Genomic DNA, 13882 nt, shown 5'->3' with positions numbered 1-13882 from the left:
CCCGCTCGACACAGATCGGCCTCGCTTCTCCCGGTCGCGTTGAGGAGTGTCTGAGCTCGTCGAAGCCTCGTCTCGAAGCGCCCACGCTGGGTGGCAGGCGCTTCGAGACGCCGCTTCGACAGGCTCAGCGGCTCCTCAGCATGAACGAGCAGGCATGCCCTGTCGCTGCTTCGCCTTTGAGCAACGTTCCCACGACGCGCATGCCAGCTCTCAGGTCAGAGCGCCTCGCCGCGCCCCGGCAGCGCGCGATCCGGCAGCAGCAGGAAGCAACCGCAGGCGAGCAGCAGTGCGCCCGCGCCGCACGCCAGCGCGGGCGTGTAGGTGCCGGTGGCATCGTGCAGCCGGCCGAAGCCGATGATCCCCACCGCGGTGCCCGACAGGGCCAGCGGCATCGCGGTGCCGTAGATCTCGGCATAGGCGCGCAGCCCGAACAGCCGCGCCGCGAAGAAGGGGAGCAGGTCGTTCTCCGCCCCGTTCATCAGCCCGGCGAGGAACACCAGCAGCAGCAGCGTCGCCTGACCCTGCGGCGCGAGCGCGAGCAGCACGAACGCCACCGCCGACACCAGCGCGAACCCCGCCGCCACGGGCTGCGGTCGCAGCCGGTCGACGAGCACACCCACCAGCAGCCGCCCCGCGATCGCGCTCGCCGCGAAGGCGGTGAGCAACAGCGCCGCCTGCGCCGCGCTCTGGCCGAACTCGATCCCGATCGGGACCAGCTGGGTCACCAGCCCGGTGGTCGCGCCGTTGATCAGCAGCGCCGAGGTGACCAGGATCCAGAAGCGCCGGTCGCGCCGCGCGTCGCGCGCCGACACGCCGCTCGCCTCACTCGGGGGCGCGCGCGGCGCGACGATCGCGCACGGCGCGCGGCGGATCGCGAGCAGGATCAGCGGCAGCGCGAGCAGCGCGCTCCCCGCCGCGAGCGCGACGAAGCCGTAGCGCCAGCCGTAGCGGCCGATCACCCAGCCGAGCGCCGGCGCGGCGACGATCGTGGCGAGCGCCAGACCCGAGGTGCCGAGCGCCAGCGCGAGCCCGCGGCGCCGCTCGAACGCCGCGGCGATCAGCTTGCCATAGGCGAGGCTGCTCGTGCCCGGGATGGTGAGCACCAGCAGCAGCACCCCGACCTGATAGCGCCAGATCGCGCCGCCGATCGAGGCGAGCCACAGATAGGCGACGCCGAGCAGCAGCATCGAGGCGGTGATCACCGGCCGCACGCCGAAGCGATCGGCGGTGCGCCCGATCAGCGGGGCCGCGAGCGCGCCGAGCAGCGCGAGCCCGGCCGCGGTGGCGATCTCGCCGCGCGACCAGCCGAAGCTGCGCTCCAGCCCCGGCGTGAACAGGCTGGACAGATTCTGGTAGAGCCCGGGGCCGAGCCCGGCGCCCAGCATCGCCGCCCACACCAGCGGCCACCCCCGTCGCCACTCACCCGCACCCGTCGACGGGGCGCGCTCGGTCGCGGCGGGAGAGGCTGGCTCGGTCAGCGGCGTGGTTCCTGCGAACGGCGCGCGGGCGCCGGATGGTCACTGCGGCCTGCGCGCTTTTGTCGGGTGACGCAACGCCGCTGCGACGTGGCGAACAGGCGCCTGCGATCACAGTGCCAGTCGTGTCGCCTCGCCCGCCGCGGCGAACAGCCCGGGCTCGGTCCCCGTCATCCACACCTGGCCGAGCGGGGCGAGCCGCTCGAACAGCGCGGCGCGACGCGCGGGATCGAGGTGAGCGGCGATCTCGTCGAGCAGCAGCAGCGGCGCGCGGCCCGTCGCGGTCGCGACCAGCTCGGCGTGGGCGAGTACGATGCCGAGCAGCAGCGCCTTCTGCTCGCCGGTGGAGGCGCTGGCCGCGGGCCGGGCCTTGTCGACGTGGGTGACGAGCAGGTCGGCGCGGTGCGGTCCCGCGAGCGTGCGCCCCGACGCGGCGTCGCGCACGCGGCCGGCGCGGAGCTCGGCGGCGAGCGTCCCGGCGTCGCCGCTCCAGCCGGCCAGCGCGAGGGCGGCGCGCGGCACGGCGCCCGCGGGCTGTGCCGCCAGCGCCTCGCCCAGAGCGGCCACGGTGCGGCGGCGCGCGGCGTCGAGCGCGGCGCCGTGCTGCGCCATCTGCGCCTCCAATGCCGCGAGCCAGTCGCGGTCGGGCGCGGGCTCGGCGAGCAGGCGGTTGCGGTCGCGCATCGCCGCCTCGTAGCGGGTGCCGTGGCGCGCGTGCTCGGGGGCGAGCGCCAGCGTGAGCCGATCGAGGAAGCGGCGGCGCTCGCCCGCCGCCTCGGTAAACAGCCGGTCCATCGCGGGGGTGAGCCACAGCACGGCGACCCGCTCGGCCAGCGCGCCCGCGCCCGCGGCGGCGCCGTTCACTCGCACGACCCGCCGCTCGGGCGCGCCCGCCAGCGCGCCGGTGGCGAGCTCGACCCCGTCGTCCAGCGTCGCGGCGACGCCGAAGCCCCCCGGCCCGTCGGCGCGCGCGATCTCGGACAACGCGGCCCGGCGTAGCCCGCGGCCCGGCGCGAGCAGCGACACCGCCTCGAGCACGTTGGTCTTACCCGCGCCATTGGCTCCCGTGAGGATGACGAACCCCGGCGCGGGAGCGAGGCTGAGCGCGGCGTGGTTGCGGACATCGGTGAGAACCAGGCGCGCGAGCATCGCGCGCGGCTGTAGGCGGTGCGGGCGGGAGCGGCAACGTGCCTCATCATACCGTGGCGCTTGGGACGCGCGCAAGGCCGCGCCACCAGCTCGGGTCATGACGTCCGCGTGACGACTTGCGCCGGGCGAGCCGGCGGGCAATGGCGCGGCATGTCCGATCATCCCGCCTCGATCCGTACCGGCCTGTTGCTCGGCGTCGGTGCCTTCGTGTGCTGGGGGCTGCTGCCGCTCTACCTGCACCTGCTCGATACGGTGCCGGCGCTGCAGGTGCTGGCCTATCGCGTGATTTTCTCGCTGCTGCTGCTCGTCGCGGTCGTCGCCGTGCTGGGGCGCGGGCGCGCGATCCTGCGGAAGGCGCGCGGGCGGACGCTCGCACTGCTCAGCGCGACCGCGCTGCTGATCGCGATCAACTGGTTCGTCTACATCTGGTCGGTGCAGAACGGCCACGTGCTCGAGGCGAGCCTCGGCTATTTCATCAACCCGCTGCTCAACGTGCTCCTCGGCGTCGCGGTGCTGCGCGAGCGGATCACGCGGGTGCAGGCCGGGGCAGTCGCGATCGCAGGCGTCGGTGTGGTGCTACTCGCGCTCGACGGTGGCGGGGCGCTGTGGATCTCGCTCGCGCTCGCGGTGAGCTTCGGGCTGTACGGGCTGATCCGCAAGGTGGTGGCGATCGACGCGCTCGGCGGGCTGCTGATCGAGACCGCGCTGCTGCTGCTGCCCGCGGTCGCGATCGTCGGCTGGGCGCAGGCGCACGGCAGCGGCACCTTCGGTCAGAACACGCGCATCGACGTGCTGCTGGTGCTCGCCGGCGCGGTGACCGCGGCACCGTTGCTGATGTTCGCCGCGGCGGCGCGACGGCTGCGCTACGCCACGTTGGGGCTGCTGCAATATATCGGGCCGACTCTGCAATTCCTCGAGGCGGTGCTGATCTTCGGCGAGCCGCTGCGCCCGGCGCAGCTGCTCAGCTTCGCGCTGATCTGGCTCGCCTGCGCGCTCTACGCCGTGGCTGGCTGGCGCGCGGCGGCGGGCGAGAAAAGCTGAGCCGCGCGATCTGCGCTTAAACCGTGCTCCCGCGCAGGCAGGAGTCCGGAGCCACGAGCGTCCAGCCCGCCATCCTGGGCTCCGGCGTTCGCCGGAGAACACAGCAGTTCAGGTCGTGCGTGAGCCGGCGTGAGCGAGAGGCACGCTCATGCCGCCGCCCCGCGCGCGCCCGAATGAGTCGATCGCGGCGCCCAGCTGGCGGCGCGCGCGGCGGTAGGCGTGCGGCTCGCCGATTCCCAGCCGCGCGCGCGCCGCGGCGAGCGGCTCGTCGAGCAGCGCCCGCGGATCTTCCGCCACCAGCCAGGCGGCCGCGCGGCCGTGGCGATAGCCTTCCCACACCGCGCGCGCGAACAACGTGCTGCGGGTCTCCGCGAGGCTCTTGAACGCGGCGGCGACCGCGATCAGCGCCCAGCCGAGCCCGCCGACCTGGGCGAAGCTGAACGCCACCAGCGCCGCCTCGCCGAGCGGGTCGTCGGCCTGGTAGCCGGTGAGCACGTGCCAGAGATCGTGCAGGTCGCGGATGCGACGGCCCATCCAGCCGTAGGGATGCTCCGCGCGCCAGGCGTCGGCATGGTCCGCCTCACTGACCGCGACCAGCCCGTCGGCGGTATAGCCGGTGGCGGCGAGGAAGTCGCGATAAGCGGCGCCGACCGTGCCCGGCGCGTGGCGTGCCACCGCCTCGGGATCGGCGAGCAGCGCGGCGAGCTCGGCGCGCTCATAGGCGATCAGGCCGCCGGCCGAGGAAGCGATCAGGCGCGCGTAATTGGTCGGGGCATTGCCGGTGTTGAGCGCGCGCATGATGCGGAAGACCTGCCGCGTGTCGTCGGGATCGCGCATCAGTCGCCGCACCGCGTCGAGCGCGCCGCGCCAGTCGCGCCGTCCGCTGGTGCCGGGGTAGGGAGGCATGCGGGTCACGGGAAAACTCCGTTACTGACACGCCTGTCAATAACGGAGATGGCGGTACGTCGTCAAGCGTCCGGCGCCGGCGGGTTCGACCCGCCGTCCGAGTCACCGCGCCGTCCGAGCAGTGCGGTGGTGGCGATGTCCATCGTTACGTTGCCGACGGTGCGGACGATGTCGGGGATCGTCTCCACCGCTACCAGCAGGCCCAACGGCGCGATCGGCGCCCCGATCGTGCCCGCGATCGGCGCGATCGCGCTGACGTAGCTCACGGTGCCGGGCAGGCTGACCGAGCCGAGCGAGGTCAGCGTCGCCACTACCACCCCGATCGCGAGCGTGGCCGGTGACAGCGTGACGCCGAACCAGGTCGCCACGTAGATCGCCACCGCCAGGTTCATCGCCGGCCCGGTCGCGCGGAAGATCGCCACCGCCAGCGGCAGCGTCACGCCGGCGACCCGCACCGCGACGCCGAGATCGCGCGCGCCCTCGATCATCGCCGGCATCGAGGCGAGCGAGCTCTGCGTGCTGATCGCCACTGCCTGCGCGGGCAAGGTCGCGCGCGCGAAGGCGCCGAGTGGCAGCCGCGCGCCGAGTCGCGCGATCGGGTAGGCCAGCAGCATCACCGCGACGCCCGAGGCGCTCACGATCAGGATGTAATGGATCAACGCGCCGAACGCCCCGGTGCCCGCGCGCGCGCCCACCACCAGTGCGAGCGCCAGCACGCCCAGCGGCGCGATCCACAACACCCAGTCGATCACCACCAGCATGGCGTCGCGCAGCGCGGTGAAGAGGCGCACCAGCAAGTCGCGCTGGTCGCGCTCGATCCGCGCGATGGCGAAGGCGAACACCAGCGTGAAGATGATCAGCGACAGGAAAGCGTCGTTGGCGGCCGCCTGGATCACGTTCTTGGGCACGATGCCGGCGAAGAACTCACCCAGCGGCGGCACCGCGGGCACCGCGCCCGCGTCGGACAAGGCGCCGCGCAGCGCCGCGGCCGAGGCCGCGGGCAGCGGGACGAGCGCCAGCAGCAGCGGCGTCAGCAGCGCCGCGATCGTCGCCGAGCTGGCAAGCAGCACGACGTAGAGCGCGATCGCGCGCGCCGCCAGCCGACCGGCGCGCGCCGCCTCGGCCGTCGCGGCGACGCCGGTGACGAGCAGCGAGACCACCAGCGGCACGATCGTCATCTGCAAGGCATGGAGCCAGGCGGTGCCGAGCGGCTCCGCCACCGCCACCACCTGCGACACCGCGCCGGGCGCGACGCGCGCCAGCGCGATCCCGGCGGCGAGACCCGCGATCAGGGCGAGGAGAATACGGGTGGCCTGCGACATCAGCGCGCTCTTCGCCCTTCGTGTGTCATCGTTTATGGAAGCCCGTCAGCGGAGCGAAGGTAAGAGGCGATGGCAAGGAAATATTTCGGCACCGACGGCATTCGCGGGCTCACCAACACCGGCGCGATGACCGCGGAGATGGCGATGAAGGTCGGCATGGCCGCCGGTCGCCACTTCCTGCGGGGCGCGCACCGCCACCGCGTCGTGATCGGCAAGGACACGCGGCTGTCGGGCTATATGCTCGAGAGCGCGCTGCAGGCGGGCTTCACCAGCGTCGGCATGGACGTCACGCTCGTCGGGCCGATGCCGACGCCGGCAGTGGCGATGCTGACCAAGTCGATGCGCGCCGACATGGGCGTGATGATCTCGGCCAGTCACAATCCCTTCGCCGACAACGGGATCAAATTGTTCGGCCCTGACGGCTACAAGCTCTCCGACGAGGACGAGGAGGCGATCGAGGCGGCGATCGATGGCGAGGTGGCGCTGGCGGCCGCGGGCGAGATCGGCCGCGCCAAGCGGATCGACGACGCGCGCGGTCGCTACATCCACTTCGCCAAATCCACCTTCCCCAACGATCTCCGCCTCGACGGCCTCAAGGTGGTGGTGGATTGCGCCAACGGCGCCGCCTATCAGGTCGCGCCCGAGGCATTGTGGGAGCTCGGCGCCGACCTCGTCCAGATCGGGGTGAGCCCCAACGGGCTCAACATCAACGATCGGATCGGCTCGACCCATCCCGAGGCGCTGTCGGCGGCAGTGGTGGAGCATGGCGCGGCGATCGGGATCGCGCTCGACGGGGACGCCGACCGGCTGATCGTGGTCGACGAGCGCGGCCGCGTGATCGACGGCGACCAGCTGATGGCGACGATCGCGGCGGGCTGGGCACGCGTAGGGCGGCTCGCCGGGGGAGGGCTGGTCGCGACGGTCATGTCCAATCTCGGGCTGGAGCGGCATCTGTCGGCGCAGGGGCTCGGGCTGATCCGCACCAAGGTGGGCGACCGCTATGTGCTCGAGGCGATGCGACGGCGCGGCTATAATGTCGGCGGCGAGCAGTCGGGGCACATCATCCTGTCCGACTATGCCACGACCGGCGACGGCCTGGTCGCCGCGCTCCAGGTGCTCGCCGAATTGTGCCGCGCGGGCGCGCCGGCGAGCGAGGTGCTCCACCGGTTCGAGCCGCTGCCGCAGCTGCTCAAGAACGTGCGCTTCGCCGGCGGCAAGCCGCTGGAGCAGGAGGGGGTGAAGGCGGTGATCGCCGAGGCCGAGGCCGAGCTGGCCGGCAGTGGCCGGCTGGTGATCCGGCCGTCCGGCACCGAGCCGGTGATCCGCGTGATGGCCGAGGGTGACGATCCGCAGCAGGTCGAGCGCGTGGTCGACCGCATCTGCGACGCGGTGCGCGCCGCGGCCTGAGGGGGTGCTCACCGCCTCTCACTAGCGTCATCTCCTTACCGGCGTCATCCTGAACTCGTTTCAGGATCCACTTGTCCGCAAGCTCACGTGCTGAGGAGTTCGCGGCACAGTGGATCCTGCGACGAGCTCAGGATGACGCGAGTGGTGCGGTCGGCGTCACGCCCTGTCTGCCCGCCTCATCCCGCGTGACCTCGCGCGCGGGCGGCGCTATGGCGCGCGCATGCTGGAGATGCGTCCCGAGTGCGAGCGCTGCGGCGTCGACCTGCCCGCCGACGCGGGCGGCGCCTTCATCTGCTCGCTCGAATGTACCTATTGCGCCGATTGCGCCGACGACCTCGACGAGCGCTGCCCGGGCTGCGGCGGCGAGCTGCTCGACCGCCCGGCGCGGGTCGGTGCGACCTTGAAGAAATATCCTGCCGCGGCCGAGCGGCGCCGCCGCGGATGATGCCGCGCGTGCTGATCGTCGCCGGCTCGGACTCGGGCGGCGGCGCGGGGATCCAGGCCGACATCAAGACCGTCACGATGCTGGGCGGCCATGCCATGACCGCGATCACCGCGATCACCGCGCAGAACACGCTCGGCGTCCAGGCGGTCGCGGCGTTGTCGCCCGACATGGTGCGCCAGCAGATGACCAGCGTGGTCGCGGACCTCGGCGTCGACTCGGTCAAGATCGGGATGCTCGGTGGCGCGGACATCGCCGCCGCAGTCGCCGACGAGCTGGCGGACGGGCGCTACGGCAGCGCGATCGTGCTCGACCCGGTGATGGTGGCGAGCAGCGGCGCGGTGCTCGCCGATACTGCCACGATCGCGGCGTTCGAGCGGCTGGCGCGGCTGAGCGCACTGGTCACCCCGAACCTGCCCGAGCTGGCGGCGCTGTGCGGGCGCGACACGCTCACTGCGGACGAGGTGGTGACCGCGGCGCGCGACTATGCCGCCGCGATCGGGACGCCGCTGCTGGTCAAGGGCGGCCATGCCGAGGGAGCGCTGGTGGTCGATCGGCTGATCGGCCCGGCCGGCGAGATCTTGCGCTGGGAGGCGCCGCGGATCGACACGCGCCACCACCACGGTACCGGCTGCACGCTGGCGAGCGCGATCGCCGAGGGGCTCGCGCGGGGCCTCGCGCTGTCGCAGGCGATCGAGCGCGCGCGAGTCTTCGTCCGGGTCGCGCTGCGCGAGGCGCCTGGGCTGGGCGCCGGACACGGGCCGATGGGGCACGCACGCGTCCGGCTCGACGTCGCCGCGGCGGCGCCGACGCTCAACCACGTCACGCTGCCGATGACCGACCATGCCGCCACGCTCGCTTTCTACCGCGGGCTCGGGCTGACCCCGATCGTCGCCAGCGGCGCGCGCTACGCGCGCTTCGAGAGCGCCGGCGGCACGACGCTGTCGATCGAGGCGGCGCACGAGATCGCCGGCGCGCCTGTGGTCTTCCTCGAAGTCGCCGACGTCGACGCGGCGGTGGCGCACGCGCGCGCCGCCGGCGTCGTCGCGGACGAGGCGCGCGACCGGCCGTGGGGCTGGCGCGAGGCGCGGCTGCGCGATCCCTCGGGCAACGCTGTGTGCCTCTACCAGGCCGGGGAGAACCGCCGCTTCCCGCCGTGGCGGCTCTGATGCCCGGGCTGCTCCACGAGAAGCGCTGCCTGCCGCCGGTGGCGGGGGTGGACGAGGCCGGGCGCGGGCCGCTCGCCGGGCCGGTGGTCGCCGCCGCGGTGGTGCTGCCCGCCAAGGGCGTGCCGCGCGGCATCGACGATTCGAAGAAGCTGCCCGCGGGCGAGCGCGCGCGCTTGTACGCGCGACTGCGCGACTGCGCGATCGTCGGCGTCGGCATCGTCGAGCCCGCGGAGATCGACACGCTCAACATCTACTGGGCGACGATGAAGGCGATGACGCTCGCGGTGGACGAGCTGGCACGCGCGCTGGGCGACGTGCCCGGGCACGTGCTGGTGGACGGCAACCGGCTCCCGCGCTGGGGCTATGCCGCCACCGCGATCGTCGGCGGCGACGCGCGGAGCCGCTCGATCGCCGCCGCCTCGATCGTCGCTAAGCACACGCGCGACCAGATCATGATCGCCGCCGCCGAATCACACCCGCAGTACGGCTGGCACTCGAACAAGGGGTACGGCTGCCCCGCGCACCTGCGCGCGCTGCGCGAGCACGGCCCGTCGCCGCTCCACCGTCGCAGCTTCGCACCCGTGGCCCAGGCGGTTCTGCCGTTCTGAGTCTTTTCCGTCACACCACCATATATCGAGTCAACGCCGCCGCCGACGACTCAACATATGGATGTGGACTCATCTTGTTCCGCTAGCGACTCGGCTTTGGTCCGCGAGTCGCGTGGTAAAAGCCGGCTTGACGGAACGGTGTTTCGGCGGCCTCTTGCGCGGGCAAAGGGGAGCTGATCGATGGGGGTGATGGACAAGGTCGCGCGGTCGCGACGCGCGGCGGAGGCGGCGGACTCGCCGCTCCCGCTCGACCAGATCGTGATGGGCGACTGTATCGCGGCGATGCGCGCGCTCCCGGCCAAGTCGGTCGACATGGTCTTCGCGGACCCGCCTTATAACCTCCAGCTCGGCGGCGAGCTGTTCCGCCCCGACGGCAGCCACGTCGACGCGGTGACCGACGACTGGGACAAGTTCGACACCTTTGCCGCCTATGACGCCTTCACGCGGGCCTGGCTCGCGGAAGCGCACCGGATCCTCAAGGACGATGGCACGATCTGGGTGATCGGCAGCTACCACAACATCTTCCGGGTCGGCGCCGCGGTGCAGGACCTGGGTTATTGGATCCTCAACGACATCGTATGGCGCAAGGCCAACCCGATGCCCAATTTCCGGGGCACGCGCTTCACCAACGCGCACGAGACGTTGATCTGGGCGTCCAAGGGCGAGAAGGCGAAGTACACCTTCAACTATCGCAGCATGAAGACGCTCAACGACGAGCTGCAGATGCGCTCCGACTGGGAATTCCCGATCTGCGGCGGCCAGGAGCGACTCAAGAAGGGCGGGGTCAAGGTCCATCCGACGCAGAAGCCGGAGGCGCTGATCTATCGCATCCTGCTCGCCTGCACCAAGCCGGGTCACGTCGTGCTCGACCCCTTCTTCGGCACCGGGACGACCGGCGCGGTGGCCAAGCGGCTGGGCCGCCGCTGGATCGGGATCGAGCGTGAGCTGGCCTATATCGACGCCGCGGCCGAGCGGATCGCCGCCGCGCTGCCGCTCGACGAATCGGCGCTGGCGACGATGCAGAGCCCGCGCGGCGCACCCAAGGTCGCGTTCGGCGTGCTGGTCGAGAACGGCTACCTCACCCCCGGCACCGTGCTGGTCGACGCGAAGCGGCGGCACAGCGCGACGGTGCGCGCCGACGGCTCGCTGGCGAGCGCGTGCGGCGCGAGCGGCTCGATCCACAAGGTGGGCGCGACCGTGCAGCAGGCGCCCGCGTGCAACGGCTGGACCTTCTGGCACCGCGAGGTCGACGGTGCGCTCGAGCCGATCGACCGCGTGCGCCAGACCTATCTGCTGGCGACGCAGCCGTAAGTCGTTCGCCGTCCAACACGGGATCGCTGATCCTCCCCTTGCGGGAGAGGGGCAGTGGGATGTCGGCAATCCTGCGGAACCGTCGGCTCTGTCACTAGCCGCGCTTGGGCGTCGCTCCGAACCGCGCTAGCAGGCCGCACCCGCCCAGCAGAAGGTCCGTCCGATGCGCCTCCGCCCCGTCCACTTCGTCGACGCGCCCTTCGCTTACCCCGGCGGGACGGTGGCGCGGCTCGCCGGTGGGCTGCAGTGGTTCGCCGCCTATGAGGTGAGCGGCGACGGCGCGCGCCACATCGTCCCTGTCGCCGAAATCCCGCAGCTCGGCGAACGCGCCGCGCTGCTGCACGCGCGCTGCACGTCGCCGCGCGCGCCGCTCGCTCTGGGTGAGCGCGTGCTGCGGCTCGACCAGCCGCAGGTCGCCGCGATCCTCAACGTCACGCCGGACAGCTTCTCTGACGGCGGCGCTCACCTGGATGACCCCGCGGCCGCGGCCGCGGCGGGCATGGCGATGGCCGGGGCAGGCGCCGCGCTGATCGACGTCGGCGGCGAGTCGACGCGCCCCGGCGCCGCGCTCGTCTGGGAGGAGGACGAGGCGCGCCGCGTCGCGCCGGTAGTCGAGCGGCTCGCGCGCGCGGGCGCTTTGGTCTCGGTCGACACGCGCAAGGCGCCGGTGATGGAGGCCGCGCTCGCCGCCGGGGCGAGGATCGTCAACGACGTCTCGGCGTTGCTGTGGGACGAGCGCGCGCTCCCCCTGGTGGTGCGTAGCGCGGCGCCCGTGATCCTGATGCACTCGCCTGATCCCAAGGGCGGCGGTCACGCGCGCGTGACCTACGACGACGTGGTCGGGGAGGTGTTCGACTGGCTCGAGGCGCGGGTGGAAGCGGTGGTGGCCGCTGGGGTCGAGCGCGCGCGTGTCATCGTCGACCCCGGCATCGGCTTCGGCAAGTCGCTGTCGGACAATCTCGCGCTGCTGAACGGCCTGGCGATGTTCCACGGCCTCGGCTGCGCGGTCATGTTGGGCGCGAGCCGCAAGCGGCTGATCGGTGCGCTCAGCAACGAGGCGCCGGTGGAGCAGCGGCTCGGCGGATCGGTCGCGCTGGCGCTCAAGGGAGCGGAGGCGGGGGTGCAGCTGCTGCGCGTCCACGACGTCGCCGAGACGGTGCAGGCGGTTCGCGTCTGGCGCGGCTTGCGTGACCGCGCGCTGGTGGGGTGAGGGCACGTGCTCCCGCGAACGCAGGAGCCCAGCGCCCGCCAACACCCGCGCCCCAACCCTTAGCTCCGGCGTTCGCCGGAGCACGGGTGCCGCCTACAGGCTGCGGTTCTCGTCTTCATATGACTCTGTAACATTTGGTTTCGTACGTGCAACGGCCTCGCCGAACACGCGTTAGCGGCGCATGATCGTCACCGCTGTTCCTCGTCTCACTCAGATCGTCCGCGAAGTCTGGAAGCCGCTGACGCTGCTGTTCGTCTGGGACGTGATCGTCACCGTGACCTATTACGTCCTGCCATTCAGGGCACCCGAACTGCCGCTGACCTTGTTCGGCTCGGCCTTGGCGCTGTTCCTCGGTTTCCGCAGCAACTCGGCCTATCAGCGCTGGTGGGAGGGGCGGTCGCTGTGGGGGCTGATGATCAATGCCAGCCGCAACCTCGCGCGTCAGGCGCGCAACTATCTGCCCGACACCGAGGCGCGCGATATGAAGCGGACGATCGTGCTGCGCCAGATCGCCTATGTGAACGCACTGCGATGCCAGTTGCGTAAGCAGAAGGCCGACGACGAGGTGCTGCGCTTCCTCTCCAAGGGCGAGGCCGATTTCGCACTGTCGCGCACCAACATCGCCAACGGGATCGTCGATGGCACCGGCCGGCGCGTCAATCTCGCGCGCGAGAACGGCTGGATCGACACGATCCAGCAGGCCTCGATCGAGGGCGTGCTGATCGACATCGCCAACGCCCAGGGCGGCATGGAGCGCCTCAAGAATACCCCATTACCCAATCAATACCGCTTCTTCCCGATGGTTTTCACGCACCTGTTCTGCATCCTGCTGCCGATCGGGCTGGTGGAGACCTTGGGCTTTGCCACGCCGCTGGGCTCGACCGTGGCCGGGCTGATGTTCCTGGCGGTGTTGGCGATCGGTGACGACCTCGTCGACCCCTTCGCCAACACCGTCCACGACCTGCCGCTCACGGCGATGTGCCGCACGATCGAGATCGACCTGCTTCAGTCCATCGGCGAGGACGCGCCCGAGCCGATGAAGCCCGACAACGGCGTGCTGTGGTGAGCGAGCCGCCGCGCGAGCGTCAGCGGGCGTCCTCGACCTGGGGCAGATAGGCACCATAGCCCTCGGCCTCCATATCGTCGCGGTGGACGAAGCGGAGCGAGGCCGAGTTGATGCAATAGCGCAGCCCGCCGCGATCGCGCGGACCGTCGTCGAAGACGTGTCCGAGATGGCTGTCACCGTTTGCAGAGCGCACCTCGGTGCGAGTCATGAAATGCGAGCGGTCGACCAGCTCGGCGACATTGGCGGGCTCGACCGGCTTGGTGAAGCTGGGCCAGCCGCAGCCCGATTCATATTTGTCCGCGCTGGCGAACAGCGGCTCGCCCGAGACCACGTCGACGTAGATGCCGGGCTCCTTGTTGTAGAGCAGCTCTCCGGTGCCCGGCCGCTCGGTGCCGCTCTGCTGGGTGACGCGATACTGTTCCGGCGTGAGCCGCGCGATCGCCTCTTCGGTCTTGCGATAGTTCGTCATGCAACCTCCGTTGGCACGTAGATAAGGTGCATGCCCGCGGGTTGCGAGGTTGCCTTGAGCGCCGAGAGACTGACCCGCGATGGTGAGTGACGGCGCCGCCGGAACCGCTCCGTGGATCGGAAGGACGTCGCGCAACATAGCCGAATCAGATCGTTAGGTTGGAAGAGGGCGCGTCCGCCCGGACTGCTCCGCCGGCACGTCCTCGCCGTAATGCGTCACGCCCGCGATTGAGGCTGCACTTCGCCTAACCCTATCCGCCCCGACCGACGGCGATCCCTCGTCGTCCTTGGGGGGTGACACATTGATC

General features: G+C 71.5%; 13 protein-coding genes. 8 read left to right on the top strand and 5 right to left on the bottom strand.

Features of this window, described 5'->3' with window-relative positions:
- Window positions 1-215: 215 nt before the first annotated feature.
- A complete protein-coding gene (locus K7957_RS17360; protein WP_223013656.1) occupies window positions 216-1397 on the bottom strand; it encodes an MFS transporter in 1182 nt (393 codons plus the stop codon).
- A gap of 189 nt (window positions 1398-1586) precedes the next feature.
- Window positions 1587-2624 carry a DNA replication/repair protein RecF gene (gene recF / locus K7957_RS17355; RefSeq protein ID WP_223013654.1) on the bottom strand — a complete coding sequence of 346 codons (1038 nt, stop codon included), beginning with the start codon at window positions 2622-2624 and terminating at the stop codon, window positions 1587-1589.
- 150 nt (window positions 2625-2774) lie between these two features.
- Between recF and rarD the strand changes: the two genes are divergently transcribed.
- Entirely contained in the window at window positions 2775-3665 is an 891-nt protein-coding gene (rarD, locus tag K7957_RS17350) for an EamA family transporter RarD (protein WP_223013652.1), read from the top strand.
- Between the two features lie 108 nt (window positions 3666-3773).
- Here rarD and K7957_RS17345 read toward each other — a convergent pair whose 3' ends face one another.
- Window positions 3774-4571: a Coq4 family protein gene (locus tag K7957_RS17345; RefSeq protein WP_246617235.1), complete on the bottom strand. Its 798-nt coding sequence runs from the start codon at window positions 4569-4571 to the stop codon at window positions 3774-3776.
- Between the two features lie 62 nt (window positions 4572-4633).
- Window positions 4634-5893, bottom strand: coding sequence for a dicarboxylate/amino acid:cation symporter (locus tag K7957_RS17340; RefSeq protein WP_223013648.1), 1260 nt, complete (start codon window positions 5891-5893; stop codon window positions 4634-4636).
- A gap of 69 nt (window positions 5894-5962) precedes the next feature.
- Between K7957_RS17340 and glmM the strand changes: the two genes are divergently transcribed.
- The 7 genes from glmM to K7957_RS17305 all read left to right on the top strand — a co-directional run bounded on the left by glmM (window position 5963) and on the right by K7957_RS17305 (window position 13106).
- The gene (gene glmM, locus K7957_RS17335; protein WP_223013646.1) at window positions 5963-7300 is read left to right on the top strand and encodes a phosphoglucosamine mutase; all 1338 of its coding nucleotides are present in this window, start codon (window positions 5963-5965) and stop codon (window positions 7298-7300) included.
- A gap of 220 nt (window positions 7301-7520) precedes the next feature.
- Window positions 7521-7745 (top strand): DUF1272 domain-containing protein, encoded by a 225-nt coding sequence (locus K7957_RS17330; RefSeq protein WP_223013644.1) that lies wholly within the window; start codon window positions 7521-7523, stop codon window positions 7743-7745.
- The gene (thiD, locus tag K7957_RS17325) at window positions 7742-8911 is read left to right on the top strand and encodes a bifunctional hydroxymethylpyrimidine kinase/phosphomethylpyrimidine kinase (RefSeq protein WP_223013642.1); all 1170 of its coding nucleotides are present in this window, start codon (window positions 7742-7744) and stop codon (window positions 8909-8911) included. The genes K7957_RS17330 and thiD overlap by 4 nt, the downstream gene beginning before the upstream one ends.
- On the top strand, window positions 8911-9519 hold the full coding sequence (locus K7957_RS17320) for a ribonuclease HII (protein WP_223013640.1): 609 nt from the start codon (window positions 8911-8913) through the stop codon (window positions 9517-9519). Before thiD ends, K7957_RS17320 begins: the two co-directional genes overlap by 1 nt.
- Before the next feature lie 180 nt (window positions 9520-9699).
- On the top strand, window positions 9700-10830 hold the full coding sequence (locus K7957_RS17315) for a site-specific DNA-methyltransferase (protein ID WP_223013638.1): 1131 nt from the start codon (window positions 9700-9702) through the stop codon (window positions 10828-10830).
- A gap of 163 nt (window positions 10831-10993) precedes the next feature.
- A complete protein-coding gene (gene folP, locus K7957_RS17310; protein ID WP_223013636.1) occupies window positions 10994-12040 on the top strand; it encodes a dihydropteroate synthase in 1047 nt (348 codons plus the stop codon).
- A gap of 181 nt (window positions 12041-12221) precedes the next feature.
- Window positions 12222-13106: a bestrophin family protein gene (locus K7957_RS17305; protein WP_223013633.1), complete on the top strand. Its 885-nt coding sequence runs from the start codon at window positions 12222-12224 to the stop codon at window positions 13104-13106.
- A gap of 19 nt (window positions 13107-13125) precedes the next feature.
- Here K7957_RS17305 and msrB read toward each other — a convergent pair whose 3' ends face one another.
- Entirely contained in the window at window positions 13126-13575 is a 450-nt protein-coding gene (msrB, locus tag K7957_RS17300) for a peptide-methionine (R)-S-oxide reductase MsrB (protein WP_223013631.1), read from the bottom strand.
- Window positions 13576-13882: the final 307 nt, after the last annotated feature.

Source organism: Sphingomonas yunnanensis (genome assembly GCF_019898765.1).
Classification (GTDB): Bacteria; Pseudomonadota; Alphaproteobacteria; order Sphingomonadales; family Sphingomonadaceae; genus Sphingomonas; species Sphingomonas yunnanensis.
Note: the sequence above shows the minus strand (reverse complement) of the source record. Positions and strands in the feature narration are given on the sequence as shown.

Bases quoted from the DNA above. Each gene is read 5' to 3' on its own strand.
- folP (WP_223013636.1), top strand. From the start codon at position 10,994: ATGCGCCTCCGCCCCGTCCACTTCGTCGACGCGCCCTTCGCTTACCCC.
- K7957_RS17305 (WP_223013633.1), top strand. From the start codon at position 12,222: ATGATCGTCACCGCTGTTCCTCGTCTCACTCAGATCGTCCGCGAAGTC.
- K7957_RS17330 (WP_223013644.1), top strand. From the start codon at position 7,521: ATGCTGGAGATGCGTCCCGAGTGCGAGCGCTGCGGCGTCGACCTGCCC.
- rarD (WP_223013652.1), top strand. From the start codon at position 2,775: ATGTCCGATCATCCCGCCTCGATCCGTACCGGCCTGTTGCTCGGCGTC.
- thiD (WP_223013642.1), top strand. From the start codon at position 7,742: ATGATGCCGCGCGTGCTGATCGTCGCCGGCTCGGACTCGGGCGGCGGC.
- glmM (WP_223013646.1), top strand. From the start codon at position 5,963: ATGGCAAGGAAATATTTCGGCACCGACGGCATTCGCGGGCTCACCAAC.
- recF (WP_223013654.1), bottom strand. From the start codon at position 2,624: ATGCTCGCGCGCCTGGTTCTCACCGATGTCCGCAACCACGCCGCGCTC.
- K7957_RS17315 (WP_223013638.1), top strand. From the start codon at position 9,700: ATGGGGGTGATGGACAAGGTCGCGCGGTCGCGACGCGCGGCGGAGGCG.
- msrB (WP_223013631.1), bottom strand. From the start codon at position 13,575: ATGACGAACTATCGCAAGACCGAAGAGGCGATCGCGCGGCTCACGCCG.
- K7957_RS17320 (WP_223013640.1), top strand. From the start codon at position 8,911: ATGCCCGGGCTGCTCCACGAGAAGCGCTGCCTGCCGCCGGTGGCGGGG.
- K7957_RS17340 (WP_223013648.1), bottom strand. From the start codon at position 5,893: ATGTCGCAGGCCACCCGTATTCTCCTCGCCCTGATCGCGGGTCTCGCC.
- K7957_RS17345 (WP_246617235.1), bottom strand. From the start codon at position 4,571: ATGCCTCCCTACCCCGGCACCAGCGGACGGCGCGACTGGCGCGGCGCG.